At 38.0% G+C, this 14,761-nt stretch carries 12 protein-coding genes; 1 reads left to right on the top strand and 11 read right to left on the bottom strand.

All coding sequences use genetic code 11. The annotated features are described in order from the left end of the window. Nucleotides 1-94: 94 nt before the first annotated feature. Both J2X07_RS08400 and J2X07_RS08405 read right to left on the bottom strand, forming a co-directional pair. A complete protein-coding gene (locus tag J2X07_RS08400) occupies nt 95-1,558 on the bottom strand; it encodes a spore germination protein (protein WP_310258018.1) in 1,464 nt (487 codons plus the stop codon). A 102-nt stretch (nt 1,559-1,660) separates the two neighbouring features. Continuing rightward, entirely contained in the window at nt 1,661-2,704 is a 1,044-nt protein-coding gene (locus tag J2X07_RS08405; protein WP_310258019.1) for a M42 family metallopeptidase, read from the bottom strand. 114 nt (nt 2,705-2,818) lie between these two features. On the opposite strand from J2X07_RS08405, the gene J2X07_RS08410 reads away from it, so the two are divergent. Beyond that, on the top strand, nt 2,819-3,682 hold the full coding sequence (locus J2X07_RS08410; RefSeq protein ID WP_310258020.1) for a hypothetical protein: 864 nt from the start codon (nt 2,819-2,821) through the stop codon (nt 3,680-3,682). On the opposite strand, the gene J2X07_RS08415 is transcribed toward J2X07_RS08410, so the two are convergent. The 9 genes from J2X07_RS08415 to J2X07_RS08455 all read right to left on the bottom strand — a co-directional run bounded on the left by J2X07_RS08415 (nt 3,663) and on the right by J2X07_RS08455 (nt 14,752). Further along, complete coding sequence (locus J2X07_RS08415; RefSeq protein ID WP_310258021.1) at nt 3,663-4,394, bottom strand: HAD family hydrolase; 732 nt, start codon at nt 4,392-4,394, stop codon at nt 3,663-3,665. The two genes, J2X07_RS08410 and J2X07_RS08415, sit on opposite strands and share 20 nt — an antisense overlap. A 1-nt stretch (nt 4,395) precedes the next feature. Continuing rightward, complete coding sequence (locus J2X07_RS08420) at nt 4,396-4,572, bottom strand: hypothetical protein (RefSeq protein ID WP_310258022.1); 177 nt, start codon at nt 4,570-4,572, stop codon at nt 4,396-4,398. A gap of 43 nt (nt 4,573-4,615) precedes the next feature. After that, complete coding sequence (mobA, locus tag J2X07_RS08425; RefSeq protein ID WP_310258023.1) at nt 4,616-5,236, bottom strand: molybdenum cofactor guanylyltransferase; 621 nt, start codon at nt 5,234-5,236, stop codon at nt 4,616-4,618. Next, the gene (locus J2X07_RS08430; RefSeq protein WP_310258024.1) at nt 5,221-6,009 is read right to left on the bottom strand and encodes a DUF92 domain-containing protein; all 789 of its coding nucleotides are present in this window, start codon (nt 6,007-6,009) and stop codon (nt 5,221-5,223) included. Before J2X07_RS08430 ends, mobA begins: the two co-directional genes overlap by 16 nt. Further along, complete coding sequence (locus tag J2X07_RS08435) at nt 6,010-6,567, bottom strand: 5-formyltetrahydrofolate cyclo-ligase (protein ID WP_310258025.1); 558 nt, start codon at nt 6,565-6,567, stop codon at nt 6,010-6,012. 735 nt (nt 6,568-7,302) lie between these two features. Next, nucleotides 7,303-7,452, bottom strand: coding sequence for a 50S ribosomal protein L33 (rpmG, locus tag J2X07_RS08440; protein WP_066242361.1), 150 nt, complete (start codon nt 7,450-7,452; stop codon nt 7,303-7,305). Nucleotides 7,453-7,571: 119 nt separating this feature from the next. Continuing rightward, nucleotides 7,572-9,536, bottom strand: coding sequence for a glycoside hydrolase family 15 protein (locus tag J2X07_RS08445; protein ID WP_310258026.1), 1,965 nt, complete (start codon nt 9,534-9,536; stop codon nt 7,572-7,574). Nucleotides 9,537-9,539: 3 nt separating this feature from the next. After that, the gene (locus J2X07_RS08450) at nt 9,540-11,951 is read right to left on the bottom strand and encodes a sugar phosphate nucleotidyltransferase (RefSeq protein ID WP_310258027.1); all 2,412 of its coding nucleotides are present in this window, start codon (nt 11,949-11,951) and stop codon (nt 9,540-9,542) included. Further along, the gene (locus J2X07_RS08455; RefSeq protein WP_310258028.1) at nt 11,951-14,752 is read right to left on the bottom strand and encodes a 1,4-alpha-glucan branching protein domain-containing protein; all 2,802 of its coding nucleotides are present in this window, start codon (nt 14,750-14,752) and stop codon (nt 11,951-11,953) included. The genes J2X07_RS08450 and J2X07_RS08455 overlap by 1 nt, the downstream gene beginning before the upstream one ends. Between the last annotated feature and the right edge of the window lie 9 nt (nt 14,753-14,761).

The following is a 14,761-nucleotide window of genomic DNA, read 5'->3' on the forward strand; positions in this document are numbered from 1 at the left end:
CCAAAAAATATAACATGGTGGTGCAAGCCTTTGCACTTAAATGCCCAAAAAATAAAAACAGCTGTATATTTTACACAGCTGTCTTTTTAAAAGGTCATCGATCCGGATCTCTAGGATGAAGCACAATTGGCCTTCTATTTTTCAATGGCATAGGTATTCTAAAGATTACATCCCGAATCGCTTTGGGGTTAAATGGAATAAATGGCCAAAGATAAGGAATGTGAAAAGATTTGAACGATACAAAAAATAATACAGTAAGCGTTAATCCGATTACATAGCCAGGAACTCCAAACAATGCCGTGATCGTTAGAAGCGATAACCGCAGCATACGGTTGGCAAGACTCAATTCATACGTCGGGGTTGCAAAGGTTCCGATTGCAGCTATTGCAATATATAATACAACTTCATTTACGAAAAGCCCTACTTCTACTGCTACCTGGCCAATTACAATGGCGGATACCAGCCCAAGTCCTGTTGACACGGAAGTAGGCGTATGGATCGTAGCCATTCGCAGCATATCCATCCCGACTTCAATAAAAATAAATTGTAAAAACAATGGAATATTCCCGACTTTTTCAGGACCAATAAATGATAAACGATCTAATAGGAGCTCATGATGAGTAGACATTAGATACCATAACGGCAAAAGGAAAATAGATAACCAGACTGCAAAAAAACGAACAAATTTCAAATAAGATCCTACGATCGGTTTCTGCCGATATTCTTCTGCATGCTGTAAGTGATGCCAAAAAGTCGTCGGTGTAATCAAAACAGATGGCGATCCATCGACATATATTAATACGTGGCCTTCAAACAAATGGACCGCTGCAGTATCGGGACGTTCAGTATACCTTACGAGCGGGTAAGGATTAAGATGCCTGCCGCAAATAAATTCTTCAACTGTTTTTTCCCCCATGGGAAGACCATCCGTATCAATTTTCTTAAGGGATTCCTTAATTCGGTCAACGATGTGAATATCTACTATATCTTCAATGTACGAAATACAGACGTCTGTCTTAGAACGTCTGCCAATACTAAAGTACTCCATCCTTAAAGACCGGTCACGAACTCTTCTTCTCGTTAGTGCTGTATTAAAAATAATCGTTTCTACAAAACCGTCCCTTGCACCTCTTACAACACGTTCGACATCAGGTTCTTCCGGTCCGCGAACGGGGTAGGTCCTGGCATCGATCTGAATAAATTCAGTGAGCCCTTCAACTAATAATATGGTCGGACCAGCCAGTACCCAATCAATTCCTTGATTTAAATCGTCTGATTTGGAAATCTCCACATAAGGTATATAGGTTTTCATTAACTTCATTAAAGGGTCAGGATCCAGTTGGCACGGCTCAATATCCGCTAATAAATTCATTAAATAATGAAGTATGTCGTCTTTTCCAAATCCATCTATTAAGAAAATCGCCATTTTTCGACCTGCATACTCCAAATCCAGATGCAAACAATCAAAACTAATATCAACACCAAGCTCTTTTTTCAGATATTCAACATTTTCTTCATAATTGGGGGAAAGAGGTTGTTTTTTTGGCAGATAAGTCATTTTCATCACTCCTCTGCCTATCATCCTTCTCTTCCAATAGTTTTTTCATACATCTAATAAACAATAAAACCCTAGCCAGAAGACTAGGGTTTTATTAATGAATTATACAAGAGGAGACAATAAATATTCTTTAATTAGTGCGGTGGTATTTTTGAGAGAAGATACATGTGTACGCTCATACGCGTGCGAGGCATCAATTCCAGGTCCAATCAGTCCATGAGCTACATCAGCACCCGCACGGATAGCAGCCGTTGCATCAGAGCCATAATACGGATAAATGTCTACCTTAAATTCGATGTTATGTTTTTCTGCTAAAGCAGTTAAATGCTTTCTTAACCCAAAATGATAGGGGCCGCCTGAATCTTTTGCACATATACTTACTGTAAACTCATCCGTAGATTGTCCATCGCCGATTGCACCCATATCTACAGCTAAGTACTCAACTGTTGCCTCCGGAATATTGGAATTCCCGCCATAACCAATCTCTTCATTATTACTAATTAAAAAATGAGTTGTATATGGAAGGGCTAGTGATAATTGCTGAATCTCTTTAATCAAATACATCAGTATAGCTACACTTGCTTTGTCATCCAAATGGCGTGATTTTATGAAGCCGCTCTCTGTTTCTTCAAATCTTGGCGTAAATGATACAAAATCTCCAACAGATATACCAGCTTCTTCAGCATCCTTTTTTGAACGGAAGGGCTGGTCCACTCTAACTTCCATATTCTTTTCATCACGCTTTAAATCATTCATCCCTTTATAGACATGTGCGGCGGTTTGATGCATAAGAACGGTTCCTGAATATGATTTTCCATTTGAAGTATGGATATTGCAATATTCACCTTCGATCGTATTCCAATAATAACCGCCGATTTGATCCAATTTTAATCGGCCGTCACTTTTTATTTCTTTTACCATTGCTCCTAAAGTATCAACATGTGCTGTAAGAAGACGATGTTTTGAGTCATCTTCCCCTTTAATTGTAGCGATAATGGCTCCCTTATTTGTCATAACATAAGATATTTTATTTTCTTCAAAAAAATCTTTCATATACTTAATTGCTGCTGCTGTATCACCTGAAGGACTCGGAATATGTACAAGCTCTTTAATAAAATTTACAATCTCTTTTGTTTGAATTTCCATTTTATGTTCTCCTCGCCATCATTAATATTTATCACTTGGATATTCCATCTTCTAAATCTCCTAAGGGAGCATAAGATTTTAACAATAAGTTTGTCCTTAGAGGAGGCACCCCTTATGAAGTGGAAAATTTCAATCTTCATGCTGATAATTATACTGGTAATAGGAATCATCTACCAGCCGTTTATTAAAAAAGAAGCGAGGGAAAGCATAACTTTCTTTCCTTTAGACAGCTCATATACCTTCGATGAGGCATCTACTACCCTTACTTTCAAAAAGGGAACGCCGGTAAATTATATATTAGACTGGATTGCAAAGTCTAAATCATCAGAAAAAGTTTATTTGCGGCAAGACATTTCAATGGTTTTTCAAAACGGGGTTTTTAATAACAAAATGACAGAATGGAAGACGACTGCAAATGAAATCTCAGTTGAAAAAGATCTGGAAGGTAAATCTCCTGGACTTTGGGAGGCTATATCTTATCATCAAGGGGAAATTCATATAAATGATGAAAAATATCGCTCTATGCAAAACATGACGAGCGACTATATTTATGCGGTCCTCCCAAATGGTTCCTATATCGGAGTTAAAAATCCGAAAAACAGTAGAGAAAGACAATTGAAAAATGAATTAGATCAGAAGACAAACCAGTTTCTTCAAAAGACTTTAAATGAATCAACAAATTATTTTCAAATCGATAAAAATAAATATGAAACTATATCACTTCAATCATTAACAAATTATAATCAAAAACCGCTGCCAGGATTTTCTCTGGTTAAAAGCCAAGAAATTATCGGAAAGTTATGGGAAGGGCTGTACAAAAACTATTTTGTAAATATTACAACTAAGTCTGGTCAAAAAGTAAGTCCAATCGGCAGCAGTATGCCATATATTCTAATCAGTAAAGATAAAACGCACCTCTTCGTTCTTTTCCAAACGTCAACAGGCGAAAACATTCAGCTCATTCAATATATTTCATAAATGTGTTCATTAATTTCTCAGGAGTTTGACAAATTTGAATACGACTATCTGATCCGGTAAATTTCCTTCTTTCAGGATTCCACCAGATTCCCGTCCATCCTGCTTGAACGGCTGGAAATATATCAAATTCTAATGAATCACCGCAATAGTAGTAATATTTTGCATTAGTTTGATTAGCAGCGTATGTAAAAATGTCCGGACTCGGTTTAGAAAGTGATATTTCTGAAGATATATAAACTGCAGCAGTTGAAAGGTTTAAACGTAATTTTTCCAGCTTGCTTCTTTGTAAATGAGAATCACCATTAGAAATAATACCCACTTGGCAGCAAGACTTACTGATCTTGCACCACAATTTCCCGATCCATGGGTACGGTTCTACAAATGAAGGGATACTCTTTTCAACCTGATATTGAAATTGCAATAGCATATCATCATTAATGGAAATGGGCAGATTCATTGAAATGAACGAAGAAATAAGTCGATTTCTGCGATATTCCTCTCTGGTCATTCTATTGTTTTCATAGGCAGTCCAGTATAAATCACAGAAGCCTTTATAACATTGAAACCATTTTTCCACGTCGACTAGCTGGTTAAGCTTGGGAACGAAAATAGAGTTAAAAGCAAATAAAGAAGCCTTCTTAAAGGAGGCTTCATAGTTGAATAACGTATTATCTAAATCAAAAAAGAAAGCACTATTATTCATCGAACACATATTAAATCAATTCATCCATCATTTTTGACCGCATCCCGGGAAATGACATAGCACTTCCAACTATAAAACGGCGTATGAAAGATTGACCAAGTGCCATATTTATAAGGCGATAACGCATTTGATAACCAAGCATTAATGCTAATAAGATTAAAAAACCTTTTATAATGAAACCCTTCATAAAAAAACCTCCTTACTCTTACTTTTTCTTCTTAGAGGCTTTTTTATTCGTTCAACGTTCCATGCAAAAGATTTAGCTGTTCTTTTGTATTTACATTTATAAAGAATGGTTCTTCGTTTTTCTCCACATCAGCATAAGTGGTATTTACACGGTCAAGAACTTCCATAACTTTAAATGTTTTCGTCCTTAAACAGGCAAAAACCTCTCGAATACAAGTATGTTTATAAATTCCATTTAAAGGATATACCTTTCCATTTATCACAGGTATTACACAATCACTTTCATGTTCTTGAGCCCACGTCAGCCATTTTTCATACATTACACTTTTCATTAATGGCATATCACATGGAGAAACAAGGTAATAATCTGCCTTTTTCCTGACCATTGCACTGTATATTCCTGCTAACGGACCATTTCCCTTAAACCTTTCGACATCCTTAATCCATAACACGTCTTTAATCGTTTTAGATTTTACTTTTTTTAGATTCTGCAAAATTTCATCTCTTGTAACTACAATTACACAGTCAGAAACAGGCGTTAGCGTTTCAATTGATAAATCAATAAATGACTGATCTTTAAAATGGGCAAGCGGCTTTGGACTTCCAAATCGTCTCGATGCACCACCTGCTAAGACGATCCCTGTAACACTCAGTGTATCAGCCATAAATAAAAGCCCCCTCCAATAATGCCTCCAATTAATGTACAAAGAAAATTCACTATGTTATTCGTAAACCAAGAAAACCCGTAAACTTTTACAGTTTTCGTTTTACAATGAAAAGCAGCTTCCGTTTCTTTTTTACAAACAGAACAATAAAATCTCTGCTCAAACCATGCTCCTAAGAACGTATCTGCCATATTTCCAATAAAGCCTGCAAAAATGATGAGAATGATCATATGAACAGATTCTAATTGATACAAGTAATAGCAGGATGTTCCGATAATTGCAGCACCGGCAATCGCAGCAAATGTACCAAGCCACGAAACTGCACCAGATAAACCCTTATCAACTTTTCTCCATTCCTTTATATGAAAAGGCTGCTTTTTTGATAAAATGCCAATTTCAGAAGCCCATGTGTCTGCCATTGCAGCAGCAAAAGCAGAAACGAAAACAACAAGCCAAACAGAATCTTTTAAAAATAAATGAAAAATAGCTGCAGCTAAAGCCACTCCCCCATTTGCTAAAACTTGTCCTGCAGTTCTTCCGTACCTTTCTTCTTCACATGCTTCTCCATCTTGTTTTTGTTTTTTTTTCCATTTTGTTAATAAGGAAGATGTTAGAAAAAATAAACCAAGAATGATAAGACCCTTCCACCCAAAAGATAAAAAAATAAATAACCCTGTAAAAAAAGCGGTAATACTTCCTTTTATCGTGAGAAATCTATAATGAACAGATAAGATACAAAGAAAAATGATACCGCCTATGAAGAAGCTATCCATCTATAACAGTAACCCTTTTTCTGTGATAATCTGTTCAACCGGAATATCATATTCTTCATATGGCAGCTTTTCGGCCATCTGATCCATAAATGCAAGTGCTACCGTTGATCCATTAAAATTTGCTAGGTACCGGTCATAATATCCTCCCCCATATCCAATTCGATAGCCAGACCGGTCAAATACTAAACCAGGAACAACTAACAAATCTATACGTTCGGACGTTATCACTTGCGTTTTATCAACGATTGGTTCAAATAAATCCATATAAATATTTTCAAGTTCATCTAAAGAACGCAGCTCTCTAAATTCCATTTCCCAATTCTTTTTATAACATTTTGGTACACCGATTGTTTTGCCTTCTATCCAAGCTTTTTCAATAATAATGGATGTATCAAGTTCAAAATTTCTCGATACGGTGATACCAATGACCTTACTGTTCCTCCATTGCGATGTTTCAAATAAAAAGTTACCGATTTTCAAACTTCTTTCTTTTCTTTCCTTTTCTTCGATCGATACTAATACTTGCTTAATTTTTTTTCGCCATTCGGATTTTGTCATATGTAAACACCTCGTTTGTTATCTTACATTGATCTTATTATTTCATATTCTCTTATAAAAGCCTAAGACTCTTCCTGAGCCGTTTATTTATTTTGGCTGTTTCCGTATTTTTAGTTGCTGTTGAAAGTGGTTGATTTCCGTTGCAGGGTGCTCGCTTTCCGCAGGGCAGGCGGTGAGCCACATTCGTACGTTTCACGTATAAGTGTCTCACCTGTCTAGCTGCAGCGGTTAGCCCCTCGAGGTCAAAAGTTTAATGGTCCCGAAGGCAAAAAGCGCCTTCTTAGCCCATTCCCCTTTTGCTTGTCGGGGCTGATCAAACCGCATTCGCTTTTGCTTGTCGGGGCTGAACAAACCGCTTCCGCTTTTCGGACTGCCCGCCTGTCCTGCAGGAGTCTCGCACCTTGCACTCCAATCAACTTGTCGACGAAGAAAATGAACAACATTAACCAAAAGCAATAATAACTTAGAAGGCAAGCCTGTTAAAAAAGAAGTGGATAATTTCCGCTACAGGGCTTTCAGCGCCAGTGGCACTTCATTAGACTTTTTTAAACGCTTTTACATATCGCAGTTCCTCTTTTCCCGTAAAACAAGGAAGGCAATGGCCGCAATACATCGCACGAAGAGAATGAACAATAAGAGAAAAAAATAATCTATTAGAAAACAACCGTTTATTTATGTAAATAAAAAACGCCTGATTCCACATGATGTCATGGGAACAGGCGTCTTTTTGTGAAATTACTTCGTTTCACGGTGAACTGTGTATTTCTTTAAACGTGGGCTGTATTTTTTAAGCTCTAAACGGTCTGGATTTGTACGCTTGTTTTTTGTAGTGATGTAATTACGATCACCAGTTTCAGTACAAGCTAAAGTAATATTTACACGCATTGTTGTTTCCCTCCAAATCTTTACCAAAGTACATTTTCATGGTTACTAACAGTCATTTTCCATCTAATAAACCATACTTTAACATGATAACAAATTCTAATGTAACGAGCAAGAGAGATTTATGAAAGTTTCTCATAAACAGTTGTGTATTCCTTTACTGCATCTACAAAGGTAGCATGAGACCATGTTAACGGGGCAACCGAAAGTGCTTCTCCAGTGAACGGATGCAGCTGTTCAGATAAAACTCCAGTTGAGTAACTGTGTTTGTGTACCCATTCTAATATTTTACGCGGAGTTTTCAGATCCTCTTTCGATTTAGCACATTGAATATACCACTTTGCAAGCCATAGCGTACATATTAGCCAAGGGTTACCCGGTGCTTTATCGATTTCATGTGTCTGCTGAAAGTAATAATCATTTGTGTATCTGGCTAATCCGCCAACATTCGTTTTAACGCTCAATTCTTTTTCCATCTCATGCATGGTTCGTACAACCCGATCATCATCTGCCGAAAAAACACCAAAAGCAAACAAGGCATACATGCTTGACTCCATTGTAAAGTCTTTTTTATAAGCGTTATTATCTAGGAGATAGATGCCTCTTAGGAATCTTCCTGCATCTTCATCATACAAATGTTTCTCCATGCCCGCTTTCACTCTTTCAGCACCTTTTTTGTAGCGCTCTGCACGATCATCCTCGCCAAAAAGCGTAGCAAATTTATACGCTGCCATCAATCCGCCGTACACGCTGCTTGCTGTGAAGGTAAAAATACCTCTTCTTTCTTCCCAAAGATCGTAAGAAGGAAGAGGTAGATCAAGTTCTGCGTGCATGTATTGCAGTAAAAACCTTGCACTTGGTCTGACTAAAGAACGGTATAGCGATTGAGCGAATTCAATATCACCAGTTTCATTATAATGTTCCCAAAACGCCCATAATACTAAAGCTGTTTCGTCTTCTTGTATGGGCAGCTGCCTATCCCCTGCCTTATCGATCATTGGGTGCCATGATGAACCAATCGAGCCATCAGGATTATATTTATGATGAAGATAGCCTTCTTTTGTTAATACTTCTGCACAGCGTCTATAAAAGTTTTTTACCATTCCATGAAACCCAGCTTTAGCTGCTGATGCTGCAATCAGCGCCCCGTCTCTCGGCCACATATAACTGTAATGGTCCCGATTATATTGCTGTATATCAGAATCGTTCGCTGCTATGATATATCCATTCTCATTCGTTTGTGTACGAATGATTAACAAACTTCTATTGTATAGATCCATCAATTCTGCAGACAGGTCGCAAGCATTAATCTTAGTTTTATTGACCCATCTGCGCCAGTACACATCAATTTTATCGAGGGTGAGGGATGGACCAATTTCCATTAAATAATCAAATAATGAATAAACCTCTTCCCTATTTCTTCCTACTGTTAAAGAATAAAAGACGTTTTTGCTCTGATGCGGCGGTACAATCCCTTCTACAGAAAACGTACTGTCTACAGATCCTTGTGCGATGGGGTTAACATGCAAGTAGCCATCTTCTGCATCTTTCCAAGTTCCCTCTGCACTTAAGAACCGTTTTACACCTGTTGTGTATTGATTCATACCCTTTCCGTCAAACATTCCATGAAAAAGAAAATACCGGTTTTTCTTGTAATGAATGATCACAGATCTTTCAGGATCATAGTAAGCCGTATCCCCTACCTCTGTTTCGTAAATAGAAAGATCCTGGTGAAAGAACAGTTTAATCTTCTTTTCTTCACTCGTTTCATTTATTACTGTGATTCGACGCATAAACATATCTTCTCTTTGATGAACAGCATCTTCAATTTTCAAGGTGATACCTTCTTTGTGATTCGTTGCAAACGAAAGGGTTACTAATGAATCTTTATGATAACCAGGATTGATCACCCAGTCATTTGAAGAAAGCCAAGAAAAGGAGCCATTAATACTGGCTCCTAAACGATTGGCATGACCTTGGACGTGATTTTGCTGCCCAACATACGGATAATAAATATCCCTCATCTGTAAATTTTGATCGAGATTAATTAAAATCTTTCCGTTTCCTAACACTAAATGTCTTGGCATTTCTTACACCTGCTGATACAACTGTATTTTTTCGATATACTGCCGAGCTGACTTTTTTGCTGTTTCAGGATTTTTATTTTGTGAATATACCGTAAAGACAGGCTGTTCTACATCAGGTAAAATAAGTGTCCAGCCCCCCTCAGGATGAAATACTTTTATACCATCAAGCAGTTCTACATTGTTATCCCGAATATCCTCCATCAGCTTTCGCATGACACGGCCTTTTTTATCTTTTGGGCAAGCAACATATTCCCTCAGCATGTGAACATCAGGCAGCAGCTTCACCAGCTCAGAAAGAGTGATTTGTTCGATAGCCATTACTTCAAGAATATGAACAAACGCGTATTGAGCATCATATTGATAGTTTAATACTCCGTCTCCCACTTCCATAATTGACCTTGGATTAGCTTTCGTCCGTATCAGCTTCCCGTTAAGCCTTTCTGCGATTGAATCTAAAGCTGAAGAACCATACACTGGAACCGCCATCTCTTTTTGTTTCCCATGTAAGAATGATGTAAATACATATAATGCAAGCATTGTTTCTTCATCCAGAACTTCACCAGTCTCTGTTATCAGCCTTAGCGTCTCTCCCGATTCTCCAATTAAAACACCAATATTCGCGTTCGTTACTTTTACAAAAGACGCCATCTCCTCAGCTTGTGTTTGGTAAGGAGCGGTTAAGATCTCACAGTTGAGCCGGTTATAAAGGTTGGGAATGAAATTTAAATACGGCTGGTGGTTGTAATTCACTACAACACGAAACTTGGCTTTTTGAATTCTTTCTACTTGTATTTCATTTAAAAGCGCCGTAATATAATTTTCGTGTTTGTTCGGTTGTACCGCACCTTTTCCAATTCTATCAAAAGAAGCACGTCTGTAATCTTCCTGCCAGTAGGCATTCTCAATTTTCCGTTCAAGGTCAGAATGGATCGGCAGCCCTTTGCTATCATAGAATTCGATCATTAATTCCTTTTCACCCGTGAAATTCGAGAACCTTACATATACACCGCCTTGCAATATTTCATCCTCAATTGAGAATCTTACAACCGGTGCAACGGTTGGACTGATATCAAGTGTATGAATACCGGATGAATGAAGACCCTGTATAAATGACTGTTTAATCATTACTGAGAAATCGTGTGAATCACTCGCAATCAGAATTTTAGAACCATACGGAAGAACTGCTCCGTATGCTGAAGCGAGCCTTGCGATGTAATCCGGTGTAATTTCTACATTCGCAATTCCTGAAACACCCCGGCTTCCAAATAAAGATTTTGTTGCTTTTTTGCCCCATACGATTGAGGTATGCACAAGAGCTTCATCAAATATTTCCTTTTCTGGCCAAATTTTTACGTCTGGCTTTAAAGTAGCTTTCTTTCCGATCGTGCAGTGATTACCAACGACGGCATGCTCAAAAACGGAGGCATCTTTTTCAATTTTCGTTCCATTAGCGATTGTAGCCCCTCTAAGCTCACACTGATCCCCAACAAAAACATCATTCCACAATACTGTCTTTTTCAATGAACTGCCCGCGGACAATACACTATTCTTTCCTACTACCGATAGTTTTCCAACATGAGCCCCTTTTCGAATTACAGATCCATCTGCTATGCTTACCGGTCCTTCAATCGTAACATCGTCTTCAATTGTTACGTTTTCCCCTACCCACACTCCTGGCTCTTGTTCCCTACCTGGAATAGGCAGGTCCACTAGGCCATTCAACATGTCATAATGTGATTGGCGATATTGCTGAAGATTTCCGATATCTGACCAATACCCCTCTGCTTGATAGCCGAACAAATTTCTGTTTTCTTTCATTAAAAGAGGAAATAAATCTTTACTGAAATCAAATGGTACATCCTTTTCGATATAAGAAAAGATTTCAGGCTCTAATACATAAATCCCTGTATTGACTGTATCGCTGAATACTTCATTCCAGCTTGGTTTTTCTAAAAATCTAATGATCTTTCCTTCTTGGTTTGTCATGATTACGCCATATTCCAACGGAGATTCTACTTGCTTCATAAATATGGTTGCCAAAGAGTTTTTCTCCTCATGAAAACGGATGCCCTTTTCTAAATTAAAATCTGTTAACGCATCTCCGCTGATTACCATAAATCGTTCATCTAAAAAATCTTCAGCATTTTTTATGGAACCAGCTGTTCCAAGCGGTGATGTTTCAACAAAATAATGCAAATTCACTCCAAAATCGCTTCCATCCCCAAAATAATTTTTTATGGTATCCGGAAGATAATGTACGGTAACTGCAATGTCTGTAATTCCAAACTTCTTCAGGAGCTCGATGCCATATTCCATCACAGGTCTATGAAGCATTGGCACCATTGGTTTTGGCATGTTGCACGTAAGCGGTCTTAGTCGGGTCCCTTTACCACCAGCCATGATTACACCTTTCATTACAGCACTCCTCCTACTATTTTGTTCTCGTTGTGGATTTGTTCGTATAAGTGAGCAGTTCTTTCAGCAATAGAGTCCCAGCTGAATACGGTTTTCGCAGTTTCTTCTCCTGATCTTGCAATCTGTTTGCATTCTTCAGGATGGTTAAGCATAAATTCAATCGCCCAAACAATACTTTGAGCATCATCGGGGTACACTTTTAAACCCGTTTTTTCGTGATCAATAATTTCTTTTAAACCACCCGTGTCTGAAACGATTGTAAGCTTACCTGCTGCCATTCCCTCTAATGCAACGATTCCAAATGGTTCATAATGACTCGGAAATAGAGCAGCATCCGCTTTATTCAGCCATTTATTTCTTTCCTCATCACTTACAAAGCCTGCGAGTTGGACATAGTCTTCTACTTGATTGCGTTTTATTAAATCAGCTAGTTCGCCATAAAACGGACCTTTCCCAGCAATCACAAATTTCACTGGAACTTCTCTTTGTTTTAATCGTTCTGCGGCTTGAACAATTGTTTGGAATCCTTTTTCTTTTACAAGTCTGCCGACTGAAAAAATAAGCAGTTCTTTTTTATGTTCAGTTTCATGATCGATTTGTTCTTCATGATTGAGCTCTAGCAATTGTGGATCGATTCCGTTGGGTAAGATGCTTATTTTCCTTTCTGGGATACTGAATACATCTGTAAGTTCATGCTTCATATAATTACTGCAAACAATCAGTTTGTCAGAACCATCCATTAACTCCCACTCTTTTTGATTGATTTCATATTGAAGTGGAGAAGTAATGCCGTTGTTCCTGCCATGTTCTGTAGCATGAATGGTTGAGATTAAAGGAATGTTTAATTCTTTTTTTAATGCAAGTGCAGCCACTGATACGAGCCAATCGTGCGCATGAATACAATCAAATTCAACTTTTTTGAATACTTCCAAAGCTTGGTCAGCCATAGCCATGTTCAGGCTGCCGGTCCAATGAAAGAAAGACTCAAAATTTGGCTGTTTTCCTAAAACTCTATAGACATGCACTTCGTTGTTAACTTCATATTCTGGATATCCTTCAACAAATGAAGTAATGACATAAACTTCGTGTCCAAATGCTGCAAGTTTTCTAGACAAGTCATATACATGTCTTGAAAGTCCGCCTACTACCATAGGGGGAAATTCCCATGACAGCATTAAAATTTTCTTGCCTTTGCTAGTTGTATTTGTAAACTTTTGCTGTACATATTGATCATGAGGACTACGAAAATATGACCATAAAGGTATGTTCAAAAACGGATACTCATTTTCATAAGCCATGATTTCATTAATGTTATACCCTGCATTTTTAACAGATTCATATAATGAATGGAATCTTTCAATGTGCTCTTGAAATCTATTTTTGGCATATTGTGCTGCACTATTTTGGTCCACAATAAATGCCCAATCCGAACTCGCAGCAAGCATCCACTCTCTTACCATTTGGTCTGCATAACGTTCCATAATCTTGTTCGGGTTTTTTTCATTTGAAAGATAAGCAGCTATTTCAACCAATTTCTTTTCACAGTGATGAAGGTGGCGATACATCCAGGCATTTGTTTCGTTCAGCCATACTTCACCGCTTCCATTTCTTCCCCATGTCGAGAAGGAGGGTCGTACTGTTTCAAGGTCTTGATAATGTCGGTGTAAAAATTCTTGAGGTGTAATCCAATTGACGTTATTCTCGAGTGAAACTTCCATTGTTTTTGCTAAAAACTCTGGACCTTCAAACCACCAGTGTCCGAATAATTCTGCATCAAAAGGTGCGGTTATTAATGTAGGAGGAAATGATTGTTCATGCTTATGTAAATAATCCAGGAGTCGATGATTAAAATTCCAAGCATGCTGATTTATTTTGTGCAATGCGTTTTCTCTGTTATACCAATCTTTTTCTTCAGTCTTTCCAGTAATTCGCCAGTATTTAAGACCTGTATCTATTCGAATACCTTCAGGGTGGATAAACCCTTGAATATATTCAAGTTCCCTTTCATACGCTACGTCACGATAAAATTCACGGTAATCATAATCACCCGGATAGCCTAACGAAGAGTTCCAAATGGTTTCTGAGACGAATTGGTTTCTTGGGAATAATGCCACCCCATGCGGAGAATAAACAGGTGCGTCTATTCCTTTACTCGGTTCAGGTTTACTCAATAATAAAGTTTGTTCGTCTACAAAGGTGTATCGAATCCCTGCATCAAATAAAAGCTTATCTATGCCTGGGGAATATGCACATTCTGGCAGCCAGAATCCAGTCGGTGTCTCCCCGAAATATTTTTCAAACGTCCTGATGCCAGCAAGGATTTGTGCATTCACGGCTTGTTCGGTTGCAGCATAAGGAAGAAAAGCATGTGTAGCGGATGAAGTAATGCAGGATACTTTTCCTTCCTCCATGAAGGATTTAAACGCATTAAGTATTTGACAGTTCGTTTTCTGATACGTATCCATTATTCTTTGATAACGCGTTTCATAAAACGTGATTACTTCTGCTTCTTGTTTATTTTTAGTCCGTTTCTTCTCTTTTTGAAGCAATTTAAGAGTAAGATCCAGATGTTCTAAATATCTTTTTTGTATGACGGAATCACTAAGCAGCTCAAGTACTGGAGGAGAAAAGGATATCGTCCAAGATATAGATTCTGGCTGATCATCAAGAACCCAAAGCAACGGGATATAAGTCTCTGTCATTGCCTCATAAACCCATCTTTCCTCTAATCGATTCGCTTCTTTATGCCTTACATAAGGAAGGTGAGCGTGTAAAACCAATGAAAAATACCCGTTATTCATTCTGTACCT

Source organism: Fictibacillus barbaricus, from assembly GCF_031457135.1.
Classification (GTDB): domain Bacteria; phylum Bacillota; class Bacilli; order Bacillales; family Fictibacillaceae; genus Fictibacillus; species Fictibacillus barbaricus_A.

What these genes read in the sequence shown, in the direction of transcription:
- J2X07_RS08400 (WP_310258018.1), bottom strand. Translation starts at nt 1,558, where the DNA reads ATGACTTATCTGCCAAAAAAACAACCTCTTTCCCCCAATTATGAAGAA.
- J2X07_RS08405 (WP_310258019.1), bottom strand. Translation starts at nt 2,704, where the DNA reads ATGGAAATTCAAACAAAAGAGATTGTAAATTTTATTAAAGAGCTTGTA.
- J2X07_RS08410 (WP_310258020.1), top strand. Translation starts at nt 2,819, where the DNA reads ATGAAGTGGAAAATTTCAATCTTCATGCTGATAATTATACTGGTAATA.
- J2X07_RS08415 (WP_310258021.1), bottom strand. Translation starts at nt 4,394, where the DNA reads ATGTGTTCGATGAATAATAGTGCTTTCTTTTTTGATTTAGATAATACG.
- J2X07_RS08420 (WP_310258022.1), bottom strand. Translation starts at nt 4,572, where the DNA reads ATGAAGGGTTTCATTATAAAAGGTTTTTTAATCTTATTAGCATTAATG.
- mobA (WP_310258023.1), bottom strand. Translation starts at nt 5,236, where the DNA reads ATGGCTGATACACTGAGTGTTACAGGGATCGTCTTAGCAGGTGGTGCA.
- J2X07_RS08430 (WP_310258024.1), bottom strand. Translation starts at nt 6,009, where the DNA reads ATGGATAGCTTCTTCATAGGCGGTATCATTTTTCTTTGTATCTTATCT.
- J2X07_RS08435 (WP_310258025.1), bottom strand. Translation starts at nt 6,567, where the DNA reads ATGACAAAATCCGAATGGCGAAAAAAAATTAAGCAAGTATTAGTATCG.
- rpmG (WP_066242361.1), bottom strand. Translation starts at nt 7,452, where the DNA reads ATGCGTGTAAATATTACTTTAGCTTGTACTGAAACTGGTGATCGTAAT.
- J2X07_RS08445 (WP_310258026.1), bottom strand. Translation starts at nt 9,536, where the DNA reads ATGCCAAGACATTTAGTGTTAGGAAACGGAAAGATTTTAATTAATCTC.
- J2X07_RS08450 (WP_310258027.1), bottom strand. Translation starts at nt 11,951, where the DNA reads ATGAAAGGTGTAATCATGGCTGGTGGTAAAGGGACCCGACTAAGACCG.
- J2X07_RS08455 (WP_310258028.1), bottom strand. Translation starts at nt 14,752, where the DNA reads ATGAATAACGGGTATTTTTCATTGGTTTTACACGCTCACCTTCCTTAT.